This window comes from Paenibacillus pasadenensis DSM 19293, from assembly GCF_000422485.1.
GTDB lineage: Bacteria > Bacillota > Bacilli > Paenibacillales > Paenibacillaceae > Paenibacillus_O > Paenibacillus_O pasadenensis.
This window is the reverse complement of record NZ_AULW01000001.1, coordinates 266,675-288,949: the sequence shown is the minus strand read 5'-3', so window position 1 is coordinate 288,949 and position 22,275 is coordinate 266,675. Positions and strand designations below refer to the sequence as shown.

Below are 22,275 nucleotides of genomic sequence, written 5' to 3'. Positions count from 1 at the left end.
GGCCGCTGCGGCATGCGGCGGGGGCGGTCGTACCGGCAGGGCATCCAGGACGAGCCGCCTCGGAGCCGGCCGTCTGCTCCGGGACAGCTCGCTCGGCTGTACAAAGCGAAAAGCCGAACCGTCCGCAAGGACGATTCGGCTTTTCGGATTCAATGCGTTTCCCGCTCGCGATGGGCGGGCTGCTTGTTTTTGCGGATCGCTTTGGTCAGAACGCCGGCTCCGACGATGAGCGCGACGACGAGTCCGATGAAGAGCCACTCCGGCATGCCGCCGTTTCCGAACAGATGGGCGATCTTCTTTTCTCCCGTGATCATGTGGCCGGCGGTATAGCCCAGAATCGCCGCTCCGACGTAAAGGATCCACGAGAAGCGCTCGATCAGCCGGATGAACAGCGTGCTGCCCCAGACGACGATCGGGATGCTGATGATCAGCCCGGCGATGACGAGCCAGATGTTGCCGTGCGAGGCGCCGGCGACGGCCAGCACGTTGTCGATGCCCATGGCGGCGTCGGCGAGCACGATCGTGCCGATCGCCTGCCCGAGGGTGCTGCCGGCCTTGATGTTGTCGTGGCTGCTTTCCTCCTGCACGAGCAGCTTGTACGCGATCCAGACGAGCAGCAGTCCTCCGGCCAGATGCAGCCAAGGAATATCGAGCAGCTTCACGACCAGCACGGTGGCGACGATGCGGATGGCGATCGCTCCGAACGTTCCCCAGATGACGGCTTTTTTCTGTTGATGCTTAGGCAGGTTGCGGGCGGCAAGCGCGATGACGATCGCGTTGTCTCCGGCCAGCATAAGGTCGATGAAGACGATGGTCAACAGCGGACCTAACCATTCCATCCTTGCTCCTCCTTCGTGTTCGAACAATCCCCGACTTAAATACTTACCCGTATACGGATGAGCTGGACAATGGATTCGTTTTTTTTTGTAACATAAATGGACCTGCTTGTACATACCCCTGTAGGGAAGGGGGGCGTACGGCTTGGACCATCTATGGATCTTTCTGCAAATCATCGCGATCAACGTGCTGCTGAGCGGCGACAACGCGCTCGTCATCGCCATGGCGAGCCAGCATCTGCCTCCGGAGCAGCGCAAGCGGGCGATCGCCTGGGGCACGTTCGCCGCCATCGCCCTCCGCTGCGTGCTGACGCTTGCCGCCATCTCGCTGCTTCAGCTGCCCTATTTGCAGGCTTGCGGCTCCGCGCTCCTGCTCGTTATCGCCGTGCAGCTGCTGCGGGATGCGGAGCGTCCCGGCGAGGAGCGCCGCTCCAAGGGGGCCGGCGTCAAGCGAGCAGGCACGCTGGCCGGCGCGGTCGGCACGATTGTCGCCGCCGATTTTGTCATGAGCCTCGACAACGTGCTCGCCGTCGCCGCCGTGGCGGGCGGAGAGCCTGCGCTCATGCTGCTCGGCATCGCCCTTAGCATACCCATGATCCTGTGGGGAAGCCAGCTTCTCGGAGGCCTGCTGCTGCGCTTCCCGTCTCTTGTGTATGCCGGCGCCGGCCTGCTCGGCTATGCCGCCGGAGAGATGCTCGTCTCCGACGCGGCGCTGCAGCCTCTGCTCCGTCACGCTCCGCTGCTGCACGGGGCGCTGCCGGTGCTGATGGTGCCGGCCGTCATCGCGGCGGGCATCCTGCTGACCCGCTCCGCGCGCCGGAGCTGAAGGCTCCTCCGCCGTTCGCCAGCCTCGTTCCGGGCAGGCGAGCGGCGCTTTTTTTATTGGCATGCCCGGTTTCCCGCTGGCAATTTCACTCCGCTTCCTTTAGAATAAGAAAGATCTGACTGGTCGTACCTCTGCCTGCGCGCAGGCAGTCGTCAAGGGAAACGGGGGATAGGGTTGATCCGCAATCAATATTCCGCCGGAATCGTCATCTTGCTTGCAGGGATCGCCATCCTGCTGGGCCGCATGGGCGTCTTCAGCTTCATCGGCTCCGTATTTTGGCCGCTGTTCATCCTCGTGCCGGGCATATTGCTGCATGTGCTCTATTTCGGCCGGCTCCTCCCTGCGGCAGCGCTTGTTCCAGGCGGCATTTTGTCCGTATATGCACTGGTTTTCCTGTTCTGCAACTGGTTCGGATGGGGCTACATGAACTATTTGTGGCCGTTTTTCATCCTCGGCCTCGCGGTCGGACTGTACGAGTACTACACCTTCGATTCGTCCCATCCGAGAAGCGCCTTTACGATTGCCGCCGCGCTGGCGGGAGTCTGGGCGCTCTGCATGATCTTCGTGCTGCTCTGGAGCTGGGGCATCTATCTGATCGCGTTCGCGCTCGTCGCGCTCGGCGGCTGGATGATGGTGAGCAAGAAGGCCCGCTGGTAGCGGGCCGGCGCCTGTCGTAGATTTTAGCTTGATCCTATACAGATGGAGTGGATAAGAAGTTATGCAAGCAAGAGAGAACATTCGCAATATCGCCATCATCGCGCACGTCGACCACGGCAAGACGACGCTTGTCGACAAGCTGCTGCAGCAGTCCGGCACGTTCCGGGACAACGAGGTCGTGCACGAGCGGGCGATGGACTCCAATGACCTGGAGCGGGAGCGCGGCATTACGATCCTGGCCAAAAACACCGCGATCAACTACAAGAACTACCTGATCAACATCGTGGATACGCCCGGCCACGCCGACTTCGGCGGCGAAGTCGAGCGCATCATGAAGATGGTCGACGGCGTCCTGCTCGTCGTGGACGCCTTCGAGGGCTGCATGCCGCAGACGAAGTTCGTCCTGCGCAAGGCGCTGGAGCACAATCTGACGCCGATCGTCGTCCTCAACAAGATCGACCGCCCGAACGCGAATCCGGAAGGCGTCGTCGACGAGGTGCTCGACCTGTTCATCGAGCTCGGCGCGAACGACCAGCAGCTGGAATTCCCGGTCGTGTACGCATCGGCGCTGATGGGCACGTCCAGCCGCAACGTGGAGAAGCAGGACGAGAACATGGAAGCCCTCTACGAGACGATCATCGAGCGCATCCCGCATCCGACCGAGAACGTCGAGGAGCCGCTGCAGTTCCTGGTGACGCTGCTCGACTACAATGAATACATGGGCCGCATCGCGATCGGCCGCGTCAACCGCGGCGTCATCCGCCAAGGCCAGCCGGTCGCCGTCATGACGCGCGAAGGCGCGATCAAGCAGGCCCGCATCGAGAAGCTGTTCGGCTTCCAGGGGCTCAAGCGGATCGAGATCGAAGAAGCGGCGGCAGGCGACATCGTCGCCATCGCCGGCATCAAGGAGATCAACATCGGCGAGACGATCGCCGATCCGGCCAAGCCGGAGGCGCTGCCGGTGCTCGAGATCGACGAGCCGACGCTGCAGATGACGTTCCTCGTCAACAACAGCCCGTTCGCCGGCCGCGAAGGCAAGTGGGTCACCTCCCGCAAGCTGCGCGAGCGCCTGTACAAGGAGCTGGAGACGGACGTCGCCCTGCGCGTGCAGGACACCGACAGCCCTGACGTGTTCATCGTATCCGGCCGCGGCGAGCTTCACCTCGGCATCCTGATCGAGAACATGCGCCGCGAAGGCTACGAGCTGCAAGTATCGATGCCGGAAGTCATCGTCAAGGAGATCGACGGCCAGAAGATGGAGCCGTACGAGCGCCTGCTGATCGACGTGCCGGAGGAGAGCATGGGCGCGGTCATGGAGAGCCTCGGCACGCGCAAGGCCGAGATGGTCAACATGATCAACAACGGCAACGGCCAGGTCCGCCTGGAATTCATCATTCCGGCGCGCGGCCTGATCGGCTACCGCACGCAGTTCCTGACGCTGACGCGCGGCTACGGCATCATGAACCATGCGTTCGACAGCTACGGCCCGACCGTCGGCGGCAACGTCGGCGGACGCCATCAGGGCGTGCTTGTCGCGACCGAGAACGGCGTCTCGACGTTCTACGGCATGATGGGCGTCGAGGATCGCGGCATCCTGTTCCTCGAGCCGGGCACGGAGATCTACGAGGGCATGATCGTCGGCGAGCATAACCGCGACCAGGACATCGTCGTCAACATCTGCAAGGAGAAGCAGCTGACCAACATCCGGTCGGCCTCCAAGGATGAGACGGTCCGCCTCAAGACGCCTCGCACGTACTCGCTGGAGGCGGCGCTGGAGTACCTGAACGACGACGAATACTGCGAGATCACGCCGAAATCGATCCGCATGCGCAAGAAGCTGCTCAACAAGAGCGAACGCGAGCGGGCGGAGAAGCAGCGCAAGACGTCCCAGGCCGGAGTCTGATTCCAGCCGAACCCATGAAGCGAGCAAGCGGCGGTTTGGCGCCGGCGAACAGCCGGACAGCCAAATGCGCCGCTTGCTCGTTGTATCCATATCGGACCGCTTGTACAACCAACCGGAGGAGTGAACTCGGATGCAGGACTGGCTCAGCGACCATCCGCTTGTATCGTATATTCTGATTCTGGCCAGCGTCATCTATATTTTCAACAAAGTATTCCGTCCTCAGCAGCGGCTGCCGTTGCTGAAGGAGGTTCTGGTCTATCTGATGATGGCGATCGGCTCGACCGTGCTGCTCGTATTCCAGATCGACAAGCTGCCGATCATCCAATGCATGGCCGTCGCCGTCGCGATGATGCTGATGCTGCGCATCCGCCAGTTCAACGACCGGCGGACGGCGAAGCGCGAGCAGCGCCAAAGCGACGCCGGCCAGAGCTGATCCGCCTCTCCTGGCGTCCGGGAGGAAGCGTCCGAAATCAGGCTTGCGAACAAGGAGACAGCTATGAACAGGGGAAATGAATACCCGGCCCGCGGGCAGGGGAAATCCGGCGCTCCCGCCGGAAGCCGGAAGGGACGGCCCGGCAGGCGCAAGCCGAAGCGGGTGTATTGGCTGCGCAGGCTGATGACGCTGCTGGCGCTCGTCCTGCTCGCGGGGGCGGGCTTCGCGGCTTATCTGCTCTACGACGCCAACAAGGCGCTCGGCCAGATCAGCAGCGGCGCCCCGGCCGTGCCTTCGGCCGGATCGGTGCGCACGCAGCCGACCGCGATGCTGCTGATGGGGCTCGATACCCGTGGAGAGAGCGGCCTGCTCAATACCGACGTGCTAATGGCGGCGGCGTTCAATCCGCGCACCAAAAGCGCCGTCGTCGTGTCGATTCCGCGCGACGCTCGCGTGCCGGTCCAAGGCTACAAGCAGCGCAAGGTGAACAGCTATTATGCGGCGTTCATCGCCAACGCCAGATCCAAGAACAAGGACCTGAGCCGGGAAGAGGCAGAGCGTCAAGGCAAGCTCGGCATGAAGGATGCGATCGGCAGCTACCTCGGCATCCCGATCGACTACGCCGCAACGATCAATTTTCAAGGCTTCGCGGATGTCGTGGACGCGCTCGGCGGCGTCGAGGTGGACGTCGACATGGACATGGATTACGACGACCACGCGGGACAGCCGGGAGGCACGAGCATCCACTTGAAGAAAGGCGCGCAGAAGCTCTACGGCGAGGACGCGCTGGGCTTCGTCCGTTACCGCAAGTCCAACGACGGCACGAACATGAGCAGCGACTTCGAGCGCAATCAGCGCCAGGAGCAGGTGATCGGGGCGATGACATCCAGGCTGAAGTCGGTTTCCGGCATCCTGAGGCTCGGCAAAGTATTCGGCGCTGTCGGCGACAACATGAGGACCGACATGCCGGAGTCGGAGATTCGGGCGATGCTCATGGCCTACTTTGGCATCGGCGGCGGCGACATCGAGTTCATCGCGCTGACGGGCGACTGGCGGAGCCCCTACGTCTGTGTCGACGACGCCTCGCTGGCCAAAGCCAAAAAAGCGCTGCAGGCCAAACTGGGCGAATGACGGTAGTGGGTGCGGCATACGTATGTTATACTACAGCTAAGATGCTCATCATGAAAATCTGACTCGCGGGAGGTAGGCCGATGAGAGAGCGCGCTGGGTCTTGCTCTAAGATTCGCCTGGACGCGCCGTCGCATCCGGCTGCAGCGGCGCCGTTTCGCGCCGACAGCCCGTCCGCTTCGGCGGCGCGGCGCTCGCTCGTCTTCTCCGCGGCGACATGAAAAAGAAGCCTGGCGACCTCAACGGGTCGCCAGGCTTCTTGCGCGCTCGGGGGCTTGTCCCCCGCGCCCGGCATTCGCCTCCGGGCTAAGGCCGGGCGGGAGAGGCAGCGGGCTCCTTGACGTTCGATTCCGGCAGCGGCATGACCTCGCTCGGCAGCTGCGGCATGACGCGACCGATCAGATCGGCCATCTCCTCGGCGAAGCCCTGGATCGGCCGGCCGGCGCGGATGTCCTCTCCGAGCTCGGCGAGCCTGCGGCTCACGTCCATGTCGGCCGTGACGACGGCATTCACGCCGAGCGGATCCTCGCGAAGCGCCTGCGCGACGGCATACTTGATCGTTCCGACCTTGGAGCGCTCGACGCTGCCGCCGACGTCGATGCCGACGACAGCCGTAGTTCCGGCTACGACGGCATGCGCCTTCTCGACGCCTTCCACCCGGGTCGCCAGTTCCTCAAGCCGCTTGGCGGCTTGCGCGGAATCGAGCTTCTTGCCGTCGTCGGCATGGGTCTGCTGGGAGCGCATCGCCGCATCGCCGGCAGGCGGGGGAGCGGCATCGCGGCGTGCGGACGTCCCGCAGCCGGCAGTCGCCAAGCAAAGCACAGCAGCAGCTGAAAGCAGCCATTTTCTCATTTGCGGGACACCAGACCTTTCCTCGTACTTTGGACTCTGCAACCGACCCTAGTTTGTCCCTGTTCCGGAAGGATTATGCTTCCCGCCTTTCGGAACCATCCGGCGCCAGGAGGGGTTCTTCATGACTAAAATCTTCGTATTGGATACGAATGTGCTGCTTCATGATCCGCAGGCGATCTTCTCGTTCGACGACAACGAGGTCATCATCCCGGCCGTCGTGCTCGAAGAGATCGACTCCAAGAAGAGGCTGGCCGACGAGCTGGGCCGCAACGCCCGGCATGTCTCGAGGCTGCTCGACGGCTTGAGGGAGAACGGGCGCCTCCATGAAGGAATCGCGACCCCGCGCGGCGGCGTGCTGCGCGTCGAGCTCAACCATCGGAGCTTCGTCCGCGTCCAGGAAATGTTCGGGGAGATGTCGAACGACAACCGCATTCTCGCGGTCGCCCTGAATTACGATATGGAAGAGGAAGAAAAGGGCTCGAAGCGGGACGTCGTGCTCGTGAGCAAGGACGTGCTGGTGCGCATCAAGGCCGACGTGCTGGGGCTGCAGGCGGAGGACTATATGTCCGATCGCGTCGCGGAGCCTTCCGACGTCTATACCGGCACGGCGACGCTGTTCGTCCATCCATCGGTCATCGACGAGTTCTACTCCTATCGCTTCCTCAGCGTCAAGAGCCTGCAGCTGAGCTCGAGGCTCCATCCGAACGAGTTCATCATCCTGCGCGACGAGCTGGGCACGTCCAAGAGCGCGCTGCTCAAGGTGAGCCAGGACGGAGCAAGGCTGGAGCCGCTCTATATGAGCAACGATCCCGTCTGGGGCATCACGGCGCGCAACGCCCAGCAGCGGATGGCGCTCGAGCTGCTGCTGAACGACGACATCCCGCTCGTCACCCTCACCGGCAAGGCCGGCACCGGCAAGACGCTGCTCGCGCTGGCCGCCGGGCTGCTCAAGATCGAAGACGAGCATAAATACAAGAAGCTGCTCATCGCCCGCCCCGTCGTGCCGATGGGCAAGGATATCGGCTATCTGCCCGGCGAGAAGGACGAGAAGCTGCGTCCGTGGATGCAGCCGATCTACGACAACCTGGAATTCCTGTTCGATACCAAAAAGTCCGGCGACATCGACAAGATTCTGATGGGGCTCGGCAGCATCCAGGTCGAAGCGCTCACCTACATCCGCGGGCGCTCGATTCCGGGCCAGTTCATCATTATCGACGAAGCGCAGAACCTGAGCCGGCATGAGGTCAAGACGATCGTCTCGCGCGTCGGCGAAGGCAGCAAGATCGTGCTCATGGGCGATCCCGAGCAGATCGACCATCCTTACCTCGACTCGATGAGCAACGGCCTGTCCTACATCGTGGAAAGCTTCAAGAAGGAAGGGCTGAGCGGGCATATCAACCTGGAGAAGGGCGAGCGCTCCAAGCTGGCCCAGCTGGCGGCGGACCTGCTCTAAGGACGGCGACGGGATAGGCCGAAGGCTTCAGATCGCTGAAGCTTTCGGCCTGTTTTTTTGCGAAGGCAAGGAAGACAAGTCCCGATTCTTTTGATAGGATAGAAGAATAGAGAAGAGAAGGGGAGACCGAGGAGGACTGGACCCTGGAACGCAAAAAGTGGATGATTCTACCCGGCGCCGTCGTCGTATGCGCGCTGCTGCTGCTCGTCCAGGAAGGACCTTCCCCCGTCTCGCTGCTGCCGCAGCCGGCGGATCAGCCGTCGGGAGGCGCCGAGCGCCCGCAGGACGGCAGCGACGACAGTCGGGAGGCAAGGCTCCGTGTAAGCGTTTCCTTAGGGCCGGAGGCGCTTGAAGCCCTCGAGCGGATCACCGAGGAATGGGAAAGCCGCCATCCCTATTGGCAGGCCGAGCTCGTGCCGGCGGACGCCGAGGCCGATCGGGGAACGGGCGTGGACGGGCAGCGGGCCGACATCGCGCTTCTATCGAGCCGCGACGTCTTGCGCTGGGCTTCGGCGGGCAAGCTGCTGCCGGCGGACGGGCTCGTCCCGCAGGACAGCGGCTCGGGTTCCGTCTCCGAGGCAAGCCCGATCGTCCAGGAGCTTCGTTGGCGGGGCTATGCGTGGGGGACGCCGGCTTATGCGGATCCTCCCGTGCTGATCTGGAGCCGCGAAGCGCTGCAGGCTGCCGGCTGGAGCAAGCCGCCCGAAACCTGGGCGGAGCTGGAGCGGCTGCGGGCGCAGGCGCCGGAGAGGGCGGCGGCGGCGATCCCCGCCGCGGACGGCATCCAGGCGCTGTCCTGGCTGGCGCGCTGGCATGGCGGCGGCGCGACGCTTGATCCCGCGCTGCTGGAGGCGTCCGTGCTGCCGCGGACGGCTCCCTTGCAAGCGGCGGATCTGGCGGCTGCCGGGAGCGCGGACGCTGCCGTCGAGCTGGCGCGCCGGGGCGGCAGCTATGCGACCGTCGTGCCGCTGTCCTATTATCGCAGCCATGGCCTGCACGTCGAATTCATCGCCGATGCGAGCCTCGCCGCCGCCGCCGCTCCGTCCGCTCTGGGCGGGTACGGCTACGTGATCTCTTCCGACACGGAATTCCCGGCTGCCGCCGGCTCCTGGATCGCTGCCGCGGCGGGCAGGAGCGCCCAAGAGCGGCTGCGGGAGGAGGCCGGGCTGCTGCCGGCCGATCCGAGCTTGTACGCGGGCGCCGGCGCGGCGGCGGAGACGCCGCTCTCCGTCTGGAAGCAGGCGCTCTTCCCGCAAGGAAGCGCGGGCGCAGGGCCGGAGAGCGGCCGCCTGCTGCCGTTCGGGCCGCTCTGGTCGGCTTACGGGACATCTGCCGGCGCGATGAGCCCGCAGCAGCTGGCGAACGCCTGGAGGCAGTCGCTGGAGGCGTCGTGAGCCTGCCTGCCGGAGCGGCAGGCAGGCTGCGGCCAGGCCGGAGCGGCACAGGCATGCCCATCTCAATAAAAAGGCCGTTTCCGGCGTCGCAGACGCTTGCGGAAACGGCCTTTTTGGCGTTGTTTTGAGCTATAGGGAAAACTTGAAGCGAAGGAGCAGCTCATGCTCTTGAATCTGAACGGAATCGACGCGCACGAACGAGATGAACTTGCTTGGATAAAAGCCGAGATTGAACGACTGCTCCAGCTCGTCGATCGTCGACTGCGGCAGGTCCAGGCCATTGAAGCGCAGTCCGTCAATGCGGAAGCGGATGCCGTTTTTCGGCTTCTCGACAAGCTCGTAGCGGCCGATCGCCTCCAGCTCGAGCTGTCCCTCGCTGCCGCTGGCGACGACCCGTCCGTCCTCGAAGGCGAAGCGGAACGAGGCGAGCGCGGGGTCTTGCTCCTGCAGGAACCGGTTAAGCGTTTCGTCGGGCAGCGTCAGCGTATAGCCACCGGCGTCGAGCTTCAAATGCTCCGGATGCTCCTTCAGCCAGTCGGGCAGCCGGTTCATCGCCTTCGCGAGCGCCTTGAAATAGGAGCGCAGCTTTTCCCGTCCCTCGGACTCCCACAGCTGCTGGACCGTGCCGATCCGGCTGCGCGTCGCCTCCGGATCGTCGCTCGCCGCGATTTCCCGCTCCAGCTGCTGCCGCAGGCCGTCCATCTGGCTCCGCCGCTCCGTCAGCTGCCGCTCCAGGGCCGCCAGCCCGCTCCGTTCCCGGCCCAGCCGGGCGAGATCCGCGCGCAGCCGCTCGGAGCGCTCGCGGTAGTCGGCGATTTTGACGCGGTCGCCGCTCACGACCAGCTCGATCAGATCGAGCGTACGCAGCAGGTCGCCCAGGCTGCGCACATGCAGCAGCGCTCCGAGCAGCTTTTCCTGCTTGCCCATATAGTAGCTTGCCAGCGACTCGCCCGCCTGCCGCTTCCGCTCCTGGAGCTGTGCTTCCTGCCGCTGAAGCTGTCCCGACGAGTCGTCGATCCGCTGCTGGAGCTGAAGCCGGTTCGTCTGGATGCGGCCCAGCTCCTGGTCGATCTCGACGATGCGCAGGCTCATCTCAAGCAGCTGCCGCTGGGCGTCGGCGCTGCCGCCGCCGGAGGAAGCGGCCGGGGCGGAGGCAAGCGCAAGCGCCGGCAGCTGCGCGAGCGCGATCAGCAAGACGAGCAGGCTCGCCAGACGGGCAGGGAATGATTTCGGCATTGGTGTCAGACGGCCCTCCCCTCTTGTCCGGTTGTCTTCTACCCTATGCCCCGGCAGCTCCCGGAATGCAAACAACCGCCGGGCGCAAGGCCCGGCGGTCGATCGCTTGAAGCATGTCGGATCAGAACGGAAGGTCCATCTTGAAGATGGTCCAGTAGCTGAAGCCCAGGAAGGTCAAGATCATGTAAGCCCAGAACATCAGTATGTACGTACGCTCCGTAAAGTTCAGGTAGCCCAGGAAGAAGAAGGCGATAGCCTGGAAGAAAAACAGAAGCGAAAACTCGGTCATATGTCCTGCAAATGCCATGAGGGCGATCACCAGACACCAGAAGCCGAGTACGCGAAACATGCGCGCCATGAGACGAATCCCCCTCTCGTTACGACCAGATAATATGCTAAAGAACATTATAGCGTTTTGGTCAAATACTGTAAACCGCTTTCCCGGACAACCCGGACTGAAATTCGCCATTCCGTTCTTCGCCCTTATCCTTGCCCCGGGAGGAGGATCTTATGTATGAGGCGCACCTTTATTGGATATACATTTTAGTATCAATAGATTCTATGAACTCCTGGGAGGGCATAGAGTGGAAGAAAGCGCGTTATCGCGAGGAGGTTGTAGCGAGAATGACAGCAGTCAGGCAAGATGCATGGAGCCCGGAGGACGACTTGATCCTCGCCGAGGTGACGCTGAGACATATTCGGGAAGGGGGAACCCAGCTCGGAGCCTTCGAGGAGGTCGGAGAGCGGATATCCCGCACCCCCGCGGCATGCGGCTTCCGCTGGAACAGCTGCGTGCGCAAGCGGTACGAGGAGGCGATCCAGCTCGCCAAGCAGCAGCGGCAGAAACGGAATTATTTGAAGAAGCAGACGGCGGTCGCCTCGCATGTCTCGGCCGTGGCGGAGCAGGACGTCCGCTCGAGCCGCTCGGAGGAATCCGGGTTCGGCGAAGAGACGGTCGCCATCGAGGCCGTCATCCGGTACCTGAAGCAGTGGAAAGCGACCTACAGCGACCTGCAGCGGCAGATCAGCCGGCTCGAGAAGGAGCTCAAGCTTCGGGACGACGAGCTCTCCGGGTTGAGGGAGCTGAACGACAAGCTGTCGACCGACGCGAACCACGCGCAGCTCGACTACCAGTCGGTGAACGACGATTACAAGATGCTGATCCAGATCATGGACCGGGCGCGTCGGATGACGGTCTTGAACGAAGAAGAGGAGACTCGTCCCCGGTTCAAGATGGATGCGAGCGGAAACTTGGAGCGGATCGAATGAGAGCGGGGCGGCAGTCGACTTCGGAAGAAGGCGGCTGCCGCTTTTTTGCGCCTTGTTTGAGCATTGCCGGCGGGGAGCAGGCTGCTGCGCTGCGCGAGCCTAGCCAAGCTGTCAAGAGGACGAACAAGGCGCTGCGCGAGCCTAGCCGCGAGCCGAGTCTTATGGGACGAATAGGCCGCTGCGCGAGCCGAGCCTTTCTCCGATTCCACTGGAAGCCGGATGCCCTGATTTTCTGACCTCCTATGCGGAGGCCATCCGTCTTCCAAGAGGACCGCTGCCGCTTCTCCGAAAGGCATCGTCTCGCTTCGCTCCCTTCGTCCCGGCGCCCGCCTCCCCCCCTTTTTTTGGGGGGAGGGGAGCGTCTCCCGCATACCCGGGAGACGGCAATGCTCATTCGCGCTCATCGCCTGACCACGCTATGAAGTAAAGCCAACAAGTCGAAAAATCGAGTTAGTTGGAAGGCGCTAGCGTCGCAACGCTCGGAGTTGCGCGGAAAAACCGAGTAACTTGGGTACGCAGAAGGGGGAACGGGCGGAGTTGCGCGGAAAAACCGAGTAACTCGGGTACGCAGAAGGGGGAGCGGGCAGAGTTGCGCGGAGAAACCGAGTAACTCAGGTACGCAGAAGGGGGAGCGGGCGGAGTTGCGCGGATAAACCGAGTAACTCAGGTACGCAGAAGGGGGAGCGGGCAGAGTTGCGCGGAAAAACCGAGTAACTCAGGTACGCAGAAGGAGAAACGGGCAGAGTTGCGCGGAAAAACCGAGTAACTCGGGTACGCAGAAGGGGGAGCGGGCAGAGTTGCGCGGATAAACCGAGTAACTCAGGTACGGAGCAGGAGAAACAGGCGGAGTTGCGCGGAAAAACCGAGTAACTCAGGGTTCAGCGGGATCAAGAAGCTTTTGAGAGTTCTGGAGAATGCGATTTAAGGGATCTGGACCCAAGGAGATCGGAACGATCCCCGGCCCCGTGAAGCGGGGGGCGATCTCCGGCCTGCCGCCCCGAAAAGCGGGTTGCGGTCCCGGCCTGCGATGTCGGCTCCGCGAAGCGGGGCCGTTTCAATCCCGCTTTCCGGTCAAGCGTCCCATTTTGTGCTGTCCAAGCCTCCCGTCCTTCTGCTAAAATGCCCCTGTGAAGAAGGAGGATGACGATGAAGATCGAGATCATCGGAGCCGGAGCCGTCGGGCTGCTGCACGGGGCGAGGCTGGCGCTCGGCGGCGCGCAGGTGCGGATGCTGACGCGCGGCAAGGAACAGGCGGAGCTGCTGGCGCGGGATGGCATCCGCCTCAGCCGAGGCGGGGAGGCGCTTGACGTCGCGGTCGAGGCGTCCACGCTGCATGACGCGGCAACGGCAGAGGCCGAGGCGTCCGCGCTGAATGATGCGGCAACGGCAGAGGCTGAGGCGTCCGCGCTGCATGACGCGGCAACGGCAGAGGCTGAGGCGTCCGCGCTGCATAAGGTGGCAATGGCTAGAGGCGAAGCGTCCGCACTGCAAGACGCGGCAAAGGCTGAAGCAGGCCGGAACGAGCGCGAAGGGCGCTGGCATGTGCTGGCGGTCAAGCAGACGGCGCTCGGCCCGGAGCTGCTGCGGCAGCTGGCGGCGCTCCTGCGGCCCGGAGACAGCCTGCTCTGCCTGCAGAACGGAATCGGGCATCTCGAGCAGCTGGCGCGGACGCTGCCGGGAATCCGCCTTTATGCCGGCATGACGAGCGAGGGGGCGCTGCGCGTCGGCGCGCGCGAGGTTGTCCATGCCGGGGCGGGCGAGCTGCATTACGGCCCGGCGCCGGGAGCGGATGGAAGCGCCTCCGCGGACCCGCTGCTCGCCGGTTGGAGGCAAGCGCTGCAACGGGCAGGAATCGCCGCTTTTTTGTCGAATGACGTGGAAGACCGCATCTACCGGAAGCTTCTCCTGAACGCCGTCATCAACCCGCTCACCGCGCTGCTCGACGTTCCGAACGGCCGGCTGCCCGAGCATCCGCAGGGCAGCCGCCTCATGAAGGCGCTGCATGAGGAGAGCCTCTCGATCCTCGTGAGCGCTGGCTTCGCTGCGACGGGCGAGGAGTGGGAGCGGCTGCTGGACGTATGCCGCAGGACGGCCGCCAATACGTCGTCGATGCTGGCCGACGTCCGGGCCGGCCGCCCGACGGAGATCGCCAGCATCAACGGGGAGCTGGCGCGCCTGGCGGCACGGCACGGCGTGCCGGCGCCGCTGAACGAGGCGGCCGCGGCGCTGGTGCATGCGCTCGAATGACGCTCCAGAGAGGTCAGGTGAAGCCTATGTTTCTTTGGGACCTGTTGAAGACGATCTACGCCGTGCTGGCCGCGGCGCCGTTCCTCCCGTTCGCGGCCGTCTATCTCGGCAGCCGCATGCTGACGGGCGACAAGGGCCGGTCGTTCCGGCTGGCGATGGATGTCACGACGCTGCTGCTCATCGGCTGCGTGGCGGTGCTGTTCAACCGCGTCTTCTCCAACTCTTTCGGCTTGTACGGCATCCTGCTCCTGATGCTGCTCGGAGGCGGCCTCATCGGCAATCTCCAGCATCGCAAGCGCGGCGAAATCGACGCGGCCAAGGCGTTCCGAGCCGTCTGGAGAGCGGGCTTTTTCGTTATGGGCTTCCTCTATGTGGTGCTGATGGCGACCGGCATCACGCAGCATCTGCTGAGGCTGTAGCCCGGCCGGCGCCAATCTGTTATACTTTCAGTTACGGTTTTGACGGTCGTACCGTCATTGTGTACAATCGTAGCGAAAGAATGGTAGGATCTCGGGGAGGCCGATTCGGGTCATGGACATCGTTCGAATGGAGCTGCCTTTCGGGCAGCCCCTTGCAGATGCATACATACAGCGCCGCGACCCTGCGCTGGAAGAGCTGTTCGGCCATCATCCGGCCGACGGCTCCTCCTGGCGCAGGCGGCTCGATTATTTGAACGGCTCGGCCGATCGGCGCGCCGGCAGCCGCGAGCTGGCCGGCGCGCTGCGCGCTTTCCAGCAGCCGCTCGGCATCTCGGAGGCGGCCGAGCGGAATTTGGAGCGGCTCGCGGACGGCGCTCCCGTCGTCGTCGGCGGCCAGCAGGCCATCCTATGGACCGGGCCGCTCATGATCCTTTATAAGGCGGTGACGATCCTGCAGGCCGCCGAAGCCGCTTCCAAAAGGCTCGGGGTGCCGGTCGTGCCGGTATTCTGGATCGCGGGCGAGGACCATGACTGGGACGAGGCTTGCCTCGCCTGCCTGCCCTCGCCGGTGGACGCGCCGGAACTCCGGCGGCTCTCCATGCCGCGTCCGCCCGGCCCAGCGACGTCGGTCAGCCGCACCCGGCTCGGCGGCTCCGACCTCGAGGCGGCGCTGGCCGAGCTGGAAGCGGGGCTCGCCGACACGCCGTTCAAGCCGGAGCTGCTGCGCTCGCTCCGCGCCCGGGCGGCCGGCTGCGCGACGCTGACCGAGCTGTTCGCGGCGCTGCTGACGGACTGGCTCGGAGAGTCCGGCTTGCTGCTTGCCGACGCCGACCATCCGGCGCTTCGCCGGCTGGAAGGGCCGATGTTCCGGCGGCTGGCGGAATCGTCCGGCGAGCTTGCCGCAGCGTACGCCGCCTCGACCCGCCGGGTCGAGGCGCTCGGCTACAAGGCGCAGGCCGAGGCGGCGGAGGACGCCGCCAACCTGTTCTTGTTCGCGGAGGAGCCGCGCGCCGGCGAGCGGCTGCTGCTGCAGCGCGCCGGCGGACGCTTCCGCGACCGCCGCGGCCTCGTGTCGCTGAGCGAGGCCGAGCTGCTGGAGCTGGCCGAGGCGCATCCGGAGCGGCTGAGCAATAACGTGCTTACCCGTCCGCTCATGCAGGATTATTTGTTCCCCGTCCTTTCCACCGTGCTCGGACCGGGCGAGATCGCCTACTGGGCGCAGACGGCCGAAGCGTTCGGACGGCTCGGCATGCAGATGCCGATCGTCACGCCGCGCCTGAGCTTCACGCTGCTGGAGCCGCATGCCGTCAAGACGATGGCGCGGCATTCGCTGCAGCTGGAGCAGGTGCTCGCCGGTCTCGGCGGCGTCAAGGCGGAGCTGCTCGACCGGCAGGGAGCGGCGGACATCCGCGGCGGCTTCGAGCAGGCGCTGCAGGCGATGCGCGAGGCGTATCGGCCCGCGCTGGCGCTGGCGGCCGGACAGGAGCGCGGCCTGGAGGAGCTCGGCCGGACGAATTGGGAGCGGATCGCGCGGGAAATCGGCTACATGCAGGCCAAAACGCTGCAGGCGCTCGAAAGCCGCGAGCGGACGGAGCTGGAGCGGCTGGCCGGGCTCGAGCTGTCGGCCGTGCCGGAAGGCCGTCCGCAGGAGCGGGTGCTGGCGGCGGTCTATTTCATGAACCGCTATGGAAGAGGCTGGCTGGACCGGCTGCTGGCGGAGCCGTACGAGCCCTGCGCCAAGCACGGCGTCATGCGGCTCTGATCGAGGGAAACCACTGAAGAAAAGAGGCAGATCAATGAGCGTGAAAGCGAAGGAAACGAGCATCGTGGCCGATAGGAGCCTCGCTGCGGAAGGCAAGCTGAAAATCGACTGGGTGCAGGCGCATATGCCGGTGCTGAACCAGATCCGCGAGCAGTTCGAGAAGGAGCAGCCGTTCAAGGGACTGAAGGTGTCGATCTGCCTTCATCTGGAGGCGAAGACGGCCTATCTGGCCAAGGTCGTACAGGCCGGCGGAGCGGAAGTGACGATCACCGGCAGCAACCCGCTGTCCACGCAGGACGACGTGTGCGCGGCTCTCGTCGAGGACGGCATCACGGTGTTCGCCAAGTACAACCCGGATCCGCAGGAGTTCAAGCAGCTCATGGTGCGCGCGCTGGAGAGCAAGCCGGACCTCATCATCGACGACGGCGGCGACTTCGCGACGATCCTGCATGCCGAGCGCCCGGATCTGATGGAGAATCTGCGCGGCGGCGCGGAGGAGACGACGACCGGCATCATCAAGCTCAAGGCGCTGCAAAAGGAAGGCGCGCTCAAATTCCCGATGGTCGCCGTCAACGACGCCTACTGCAAGCATCTGTTCGACAACCGCTACGGCACCGGACAGTCGGCCTGGGACGGCCTCATCCGCACGACGAACCTGATCGTGACCGGCAAGACGGTCGTCGTCGTCGGCTACGGCTGGTGCGGCAAAGGGGTCGCGATGCGGGCCAAAGGACTCGGCGCGAACGTCATCGTCACCGAGGTCGACGCGATCAAGGCCGTCGAAGCCCATATGGACGGCTTCCAGGTGATGCCGATGGCCGAGGCCGCCAAGCACGGCGACATGTTCATCACCGTGACCGGCAACAAGTACGTCATCAACGGCGAGCACTATCCGCAGATGAAAAACGGCGCGATCCTCGCCAATGCGGGCCATTTCGACGTCGAGTTCAGCAAGCCGGATCTGGCCGCGCTCACCAAGGAGATCCGCACGGTGCGCAAAAACATCGAGGAATACCGGCTGCATGACGGCCGCTCGATCTACGTGCTCGCCGAAGGCCGTCTCGTCAATCTCGCGGCCGGCGACGGCCATCCGGCCGAGATCATGGACATGACGTTCGCGCTCCAGGCGGTCGCGCTCAAGTATGTCAACGACAGCTACAAGGAGCTCGGCCCGGGCGTCGTCAGCGTCCCGTATGAGCTCGACGAGCGCGTGGCGCGCACGAAGCTGGAGGCGCTCGGCATCCACATCGACGCGCTCACCGAAGAGCAGAAGCAGTACCTGGACAGCTGGTCGTCGTAAGAGGAACCTGCCGAACGTGAAGCCAGACGGCTTAGCCGTCTGGCTTTTTCGCGCTTTTCCGACATTTGAATTTGCGATGCCGATAGACGACTCGCGGCCGCAGAAAGTTTTATCGGACCCGTGAAAAAAGGGACAAAAAGATTATGAAAAACGTCCTCATCTAGCAGGAAAAGGACGCGATACGCCGAATACCAATTCCCGAGTGGGAGAAAGTGGGGCAAAGTGGAGCGTTGGGGGAAGGGAGTGGGGCAAGCCTATGTTTCTGGGAGAGCATCAGCACAGCTTGGACGACAAAGGCCGCCTTACGATTCCTGCCAAGTTCCGCGAGCATCTCGGCCCGGCTTTCATCGCGACCCGCGGCTTGGACAACTGCCTGTTTGTGTATCCGATGGAAGAGTGGAAGCAGCTTGAGCAGAAAATTCGCCAGCTCCCCCTCATGAAGGCGGACGCGCGAGCGTTCAGCCGTTTTTTCTTTTCGGGGGCGGTCGAATTGGAGCTCGACAAACAGGGAAGGGTAAATTTGCCCAATCACTTGACGGAGTATGCGAAGCTGGAAAAGGATTGCATGGTGCTCGGCGTGTCGAGCCGGGTCGAAATCTGGAGCAAGCCGCTGTGGGAAGGCTACTACGAGCAGTCGGAGGAAACTTTCAACGAGATCGCGGAGAAGCTGGTGGATTTCGACATTCAATTCTGATTCACATCATTCAATTTGGATTAAGGATCGAACAGTCACCAAGGTCAGTCACCAAGGGATCAGGAGGAACAGACATTGTTTCATCACATTACGGTATTGAGAGAAGAAGCCGTGGACGGCTTGGCGATCAAGCCGGACGGCATCTATGTCGACTGCACGCTCGGCGGAGCCGGGCACAGCGAGCTGATCGCCTCGAGGCTCGGCCCGGGCGGCCGGCTGATCGCGTTCGACCAGGACGATTGGGCGCATGAAAATGCCCGCGTCCGGCTCGCTCCCTATCTCGATCGCGTGACGCTCGTGCGCAGCAACTTCCGCTACCTGCAGGAGCAGCTGATGCTGCTGCCCGAGGTGCCCAAGACGAACGGCGTTCCGCAGGTCGACGGCATCCTGTTCGATCTCGGCGTGTCCAGCCCGCAGCTGGACGAGGCCGAGAGAGGCTTCAGCTACAACCATGACGCTCCGCTCGACATGCGGATGGACCGGGAGTCGGAGCTGACCGCGCATGAAGTCGTCAACACCTGGGACGAGAAGGAGCTTGCCCGCATTCTGTTCGTGTACGGCGAGGAAAAGTTCTCCCGGCAGATCGCGCGCGCCATCGTGAAGAAGCGCGCCGAGGGCGACATCTCGACGACAGGAGAGCTGGCGGAGCTGGTCAAGTCCGGCATCCCCGCGGCGGCGAGGCGCACGGGCGGCCATCCGGCCAAGCGCAGCTTCCAGGCGCTGCGGATCGCGGTCAACGACGAGCTCGGCGCGGAGGAGGAAGCGCTGGAGCAGGCCGTCGCCTGCACGGCGCCGGGCGGCAGGATATCGGTCATCACGTTCCATTCGCTCGAGGACCGGATCTGCAAGCAGCTGTTCGCCGGGCATCTCGCCCGCTGCACATGCCCGCCCGATTTTCCCCAATGCGTCTGCGGCAACAAAGGCGAGCTGAAGCTCGTGACGCGCAAGCCGGTGCTGCCGTCGGAGGAGGAGCTGGAGGCGAATCCCCGCTCCCGCTCGGCGAAGCTGAGGGTGGCGGAGAAGCTTGACGCCTGAGGCTGCCCCAAGCAAGAAATCTCGAACCTGGAACCGACCCAACAAAAATTCGATGCCCGATCATCATGCCGGCAGATCAGATGAAACCGCAGGAGGGGAGCCCGCTTTGGCTTACACGAATGGCAATTTGGCTTTGCAGCCCAAACGAAAACCGCAGCAGCAGCCGGTAAAGGAAACGAAACGAGTCGTCAAGGTCCGGAGGACGATCCCGCCGAGGGAAATGCTGCGCTACATGGCGTCTGTGCTGGCGGTCGTCGGCGTGCTCGTGCTGATCCTGTTCCGCTACGCGCAGGATTACCGGATGGAGCTCCAGATCAAGGAGCTGAACTCCAGCTACAAGCAAGCGGCCGTCGAAGTCAAAGTGCTGCAGGGCGAAGTGGCCAAGCTGTCCGATCCCGCCGTCATCGCCAAAAAAGCGAAAGAGCTCGGCATGACTCCGGCCGGAGCGGACAAGGCGGACGAAGGCCAAGAAACAGGGCGGTAAGCGATGAAGGCGAACCATGCTTTTCAAACCGTAAAGCGGATCAAAATGCGTACCGTCGTTGTCGGAGGGCTTATTACCCTCCTTTTTCTTATTCTGCTGAGCCGGTTGTTCTGGGTCCAGGTCGTGAAAGCGGACTTCTGGCTGGACGAGGCGAAAAAGATCTGGACGGCCCAGGACACGATTCCGGCCGAGCGGGGCACGATCAGCGACCGCAACGGCACGCTGCTGGCGATGAACATCCCGGCCTATTCCGTCGTCGTCGATCCGAAGATGCTGGACAAGGTCGGACTGGCCGCGGAAGCGTCTCAAGGGCTGGCCAAGGTGCTCGGCAAGCCGGAGGCGGAGGTGCTGCAGCAAGCGACCTACCGCAATGACAAGGGCGAGCTCGTGCAGTACCGCATGCTCCGTCCGCAGGGCTATCAGATCGACAAGGCGAAGGCCGACGAGGTGCTGGCGCTGCGCAAGGCGCTCGCCGAGAGCTACAAGAAGCGCACGGGCAAGACGCTGCGCGAGGGCTCGGTCGGCATCGTGCTCGAGGAAAGCTCGAAGCGCTACTACCCGAACAATTTTCTCGCGGCGCATGTGCTCGGCTATATGAACAAGGAAGGCCAGCCGGTCACCGGCCTCGAGGCGGGCTTTAACGACCTGCTCAAGGGCCAGGACGGCAAGATCGTCTACGAGAAGGACGGCAACCGCGTCCAGGTGGCGAGCGGCAGGGCCGAGGTGCAGCCGGCGGTGAACGGCGGCAAGCTGAAGCTGACGCTCGATGCCGAGATCCAGAACTTCCTGCAGGACGCGATCCAGAAAGTGTACGACGAGTACAAGCCGGAGAGCGTCACGGCGATCGCCGCCGATCCGAACACGATGGAGATCCTCGGCATGGGCAGCCTGCCTTCCTACGATCCGAACGACTACTCCAAGTACAAGGTCGGCAATTTCTACAACCATGCGGTCAGCTCGCTGTACGAGCCGGGCTCGACGTTCAAGATCGTGACGCTGGCGAGCGCGGTGCAGGAAGGCGTGTTCAACCCGAACGCCACCTATAAGTCCGGCTCGATCAAAGTGCCGGGCAACACGGTGCGCGACATCCGCCGCGGCGGATGGGGCGAGATCAGCTATCTGGAAGGGCTCAAGCGCTCCTCCAACGTCGCCTTCGTCAAGCTCGGCTACGAGATGCTCGGCAAGGAGAAGCTCGTCGACTACATCGAGAACTTCGGCTTCGGCAAGCGCACCGGCGTCGAGCTCGGCAACGAGTCCAGGGGCGTGCTCAACATCATCTATCCGTCCGACGTCGCCCGCGCGACATTCGGCCAGGGACCGGTGGCGGTGACGCCGATCCAGCAGGTCACGGCCGTCGCGGCCGTCGCCAACGGCGGCAAGCTGATGAAGCCGCATATCGTCAAGTCGGTCGAGGATCCCAAGACCGGCAAGGTGACGGAGACGAAGCCGGAGGTCGTGCGGCAGGTCATCAGCGCCGAGACGTCGCGCAAGGTCGGCGAGTACCTCGAGCAGGTCGTCTCCGACAAGGAGATCGGCAGCGGCAAAAACGCCGCGATCGCCGGCTACCGCATCGCCGGCAAGACCGGCACCGCGCAGAAGGTCGTCGGCAAAGGCTACTCGTCGGATAAATACGTCGTCTCCTTCATCGGCTACGCGCCGGTCGAAAATCCGCGCATCGTCGTCTACGTGCTCGTCGACTCGCCGAACAACCCGATGGTCGGCGGCGGCACCGTCGCGGCGCCGGTGTTCAAGGAAATCGTCGGCAACAGCCTGCGCTACATGGGCGTCAAGCCGTCGGTCGAGACGACGGCCTCCTCCGGGCAGGCGGCGCTGACCGTGCCCGACCTGAAAGGGCTCGGAGCGGCCGAGGCGCAGGCGGAGCTGAAGAAGCGCGGCCTCGAGTCGAAGCTGGTCGGCAAAGGTGCGAAGGTGCTGCAGCAGATGCCGCCGGCCGGAGCGGTGCTGGCGGAAAAGCAGCGCGTCTACCTGCTCACCGAGAAGGAGAGCGAGCTGGCGCTGCCGTCGCTCGCCGGACTGTCGCTGCGGGACGCGCTGCAGCTCTGCTCCTCGGCCGGCAAGCGCTGCGTCACCGAGGGCGAAGGCTATGTCGTCGCTCAGAGCGATGCGCGCCTGAACGGCGAGCCGGTCGTCAAGCTGACGTTGAAGCCTCCGGGCGAGGCGGCGGCCGAGTCCGCCGACGGAAGCGCCGCAGACGCGGCAGCGGACGGCGAGAAGAAGCCGAAGGAAGGCTCTGCGGATACGGAAACAGCCGGCAGCGGGCCGGACCGGTCGCCAGGAGGCTGAGCGGCCGCGGCTCTGCGGCTCGCGAGGTCGGGCCCGGCCTCCG

General features: G+C 63.9%; 20 protein-coding genes. 16 read left to right on the top strand and 4 right to left on the bottom strand.

What is annotated here, in order from left to right; translation table 11 throughout:
* Positions 1-149 precede the first annotated feature (149 nt).
* Positions 150-839, bottom strand: coding sequence for a TerC family protein (locus H582_RS0101290; protein ID WP_028597039.1), 690 nt, complete (start codon positions 837-839; stop codon positions 150-152).
* A 142-nt stretch (positions 840-981) separates the two neighbouring features.
* Here H582_RS0101290 and H582_RS0101285 point away from each other — a divergent pair, with 142 nt between their 5' ends.
* The 5 genes from H582_RS0101285 to H582_RS0101265 all read left to right on the top strand — a co-directional run bounded on the left by H582_RS0101285 (position 982) and on the right by H582_RS0101265 (position 5,786).
* Positions 982-1,662, top strand: a complete 681-nt coding sequence (locus H582_RS0101285; protein WP_028597038.1) for a TerC family protein — start codon at positions 982-984, stop codon at positions 1,660-1,662.
* 174 nt (positions 1,663-1,836) lie between these two features.
* Entirely contained in the window at positions 1,837-2,319 is a 483-nt protein-coding gene (locus tag H582_RS0101280) for a hypothetical protein (protein ID WP_028597037.1), read from the top strand.
* A gap of 61 nt (positions 2,320-2,380) precedes the next feature.
* The gene (gene typA, locus H582_RS0101275; RefSeq protein ID WP_028597036.1) at positions 2,381-4,222 is read left to right on the top strand and encodes a translational GTPase TypA; all 1,842 of its coding nucleotides are present in this window, start codon (positions 2,381-2,383) and stop codon (positions 4,220-4,222) included.
* A 130-nt stretch (positions 4,223-4,352) separates the two neighbouring features.
* Positions 4,353-4,655, top strand: a complete 303-nt coding sequence (locus H582_RS0101270) for a YlaH-like family protein (protein WP_028597035.1) — start codon at positions 4,353-4,355, stop codon at positions 4,653-4,655.
* 63 nt (positions 4,656-4,718) lie between these two features.
* A complete protein-coding gene (locus H582_RS0101265) occupies positions 4,719-5,786 on the top strand; it encodes an LCP family protein (protein ID WP_028597034.1) in 1,068 nt (355 codons plus the stop codon).
* 303 nt (positions 5,787-6,089) lie between these two features.
* On the opposite strand, the gene H582_RS25455 is transcribed toward H582_RS0101265, so the two are convergent.
* Positions 6,090-6,635: a YhcN/YlaJ family sporulation lipoprotein gene (locus tag H582_RS25455; RefSeq protein WP_043110736.1), complete on the bottom strand. Its 546-nt coding sequence runs from the start codon at positions 6,633-6,635 to the stop codon at positions 6,090-6,092.
* Between the two features lie 121 nt (positions 6,636-6,756).
* Between H582_RS25455 and H582_RS0101250 the strand changes: the two genes are divergently transcribed.
* On the top strand, positions 6,757-8,088 hold the full coding sequence (locus H582_RS0101250) for a PhoH family protein (RefSeq protein ID WP_028597032.1): 1,332 nt from the start codon (positions 6,757-6,759) through the stop codon (positions 8,086-8,088).
* Between the two features lie 161 nt (positions 8,089-8,249).
* Positions 8,250-9,482 (top strand): extracellular solute-binding protein, encoded by a 1,233-nt coding sequence (locus tag H582_RS0101245; protein WP_028597031.1) that lies wholly within the window; start codon positions 8,250-8,252, stop codon positions 9,480-9,482.
* A gap of 129 nt (positions 9,483-9,611) precedes the next feature.
* On the opposite strand, the gene H582_RS0101240 is transcribed toward H582_RS0101245, so the two are convergent.
* Both H582_RS0101240 and H582_RS0101235 read right to left on the bottom strand, forming a co-directional pair.
* Entirely contained in the window at positions 9,612-10,718 is a 1,107-nt protein-coding gene (locus tag H582_RS0101240) for a hypothetical protein (RefSeq protein ID WP_028597030.1), read from the bottom strand.
* A 121-nt stretch (positions 10,719-10,839) separates the two neighbouring features.
* Positions 10,840-11,076 carry a DUF2626 family protein gene (locus H582_RS0101235; RefSeq protein WP_028597029.1) on the bottom strand — a complete coding sequence of 79 codons (237 nt, stop codon included), beginning with the start codon at positions 11,074-11,076 and terminating at the stop codon, positions 10,840-10,842.
* A 266-nt stretch (positions 11,077-11,342) separates the two neighbouring features.
* On the opposite strand from H582_RS0101235, the gene H582_RS0101230 reads away from it, so the two are divergent.
* From H582_RS0101230 to H582_RS0101190, 9 genes are all read left to right on the top strand, one after another.
* Positions 11,343-11,987, top strand: a complete 645-nt coding sequence (locus H582_RS0101230) for an RsfA family transcriptional regulator (protein WP_028597028.1) — start codon at positions 11,343-11,345, stop codon at positions 11,985-11,987.
* Positions 11,988-13,133: 1,146 nt separating this feature from the next.
* The gene (locus tag H582_RS0101225) at positions 13,134-14,234 is read left to right on the top strand and encodes a ketopantoate reductase family protein (protein WP_028597027.1); all 1,101 of its coding nucleotides are present in this window, start codon (positions 13,134-13,136) and stop codon (positions 14,232-14,234) included.
* Positions 14,235-14,260: 26 nt separating this feature from the next.
* Entirely contained in the window at positions 14,261-14,653 is a 393-nt protein-coding gene (locus H582_RS0101220; RefSeq protein ID WP_028597026.1) for a DUF3397 domain-containing protein, read from the top strand.
* A gap of 112 nt (positions 14,654-14,765) precedes the next feature.
* Positions 14,766-16,415, top strand: a complete 1,650-nt coding sequence (gene bshC / locus H582_RS0101215) for a bacillithiol biosynthesis cysteine-adding enzyme BshC (RefSeq protein ID WP_028597025.1) — start codon at positions 14,766-14,768, stop codon at positions 16,413-16,415.
* A 34-nt stretch (positions 16,416-16,449) separates the two neighbouring features.
* Entirely contained in the window at positions 16,450-17,715 is a 1,266-nt protein-coding gene (locus H582_RS0101210) for an adenosylhomocysteinase (protein WP_028597024.1), read from the top strand.
* 256 nt (positions 17,716-17,971) lie between these two features.
* Positions 17,972-18,409, top strand: coding sequence for a division/cell wall cluster transcriptional repressor MraZ (mraZ, locus tag H582_RS0101205; RefSeq protein WP_028597023.1), 438 nt, complete (start codon positions 17,972-17,974; stop codon positions 18,407-18,409).
* 75 nt (positions 18,410-18,484) lie between these two features.
* Positions 18,485-19,444 (top strand): 16S rRNA (cytosine(1402)-N(4))-methyltransferase RsmH, encoded by a 960-nt coding sequence (gene rsmH / locus H582_RS0101200; RefSeq protein WP_028597022.1) that lies wholly within the window; start codon positions 18,485-18,487, stop codon positions 19,442-19,444.
* A 106-nt stretch (positions 19,445-19,550) separates the two neighbouring features.
* Positions 19,551-19,928, top strand: a complete 378-nt coding sequence (locus tag H582_RS30630) for a septum formation initiator family protein (RefSeq protein ID WP_164820119.1) — start codon at positions 19,551-19,553, stop codon at positions 19,926-19,928.
* A gap of 45 nt (positions 19,929-19,973) precedes the next feature.
* Complete coding sequence (locus H582_RS0101190; RefSeq protein WP_240478897.1) at positions 19,974-22,232, top strand: penicillin-binding transpeptidase domain-containing protein; 2,259 nt, start codon at positions 19,974-19,976, stop codon at positions 22,230-22,232.
* Positions 22,233-22,275: the final 43 nt, after the last annotated feature.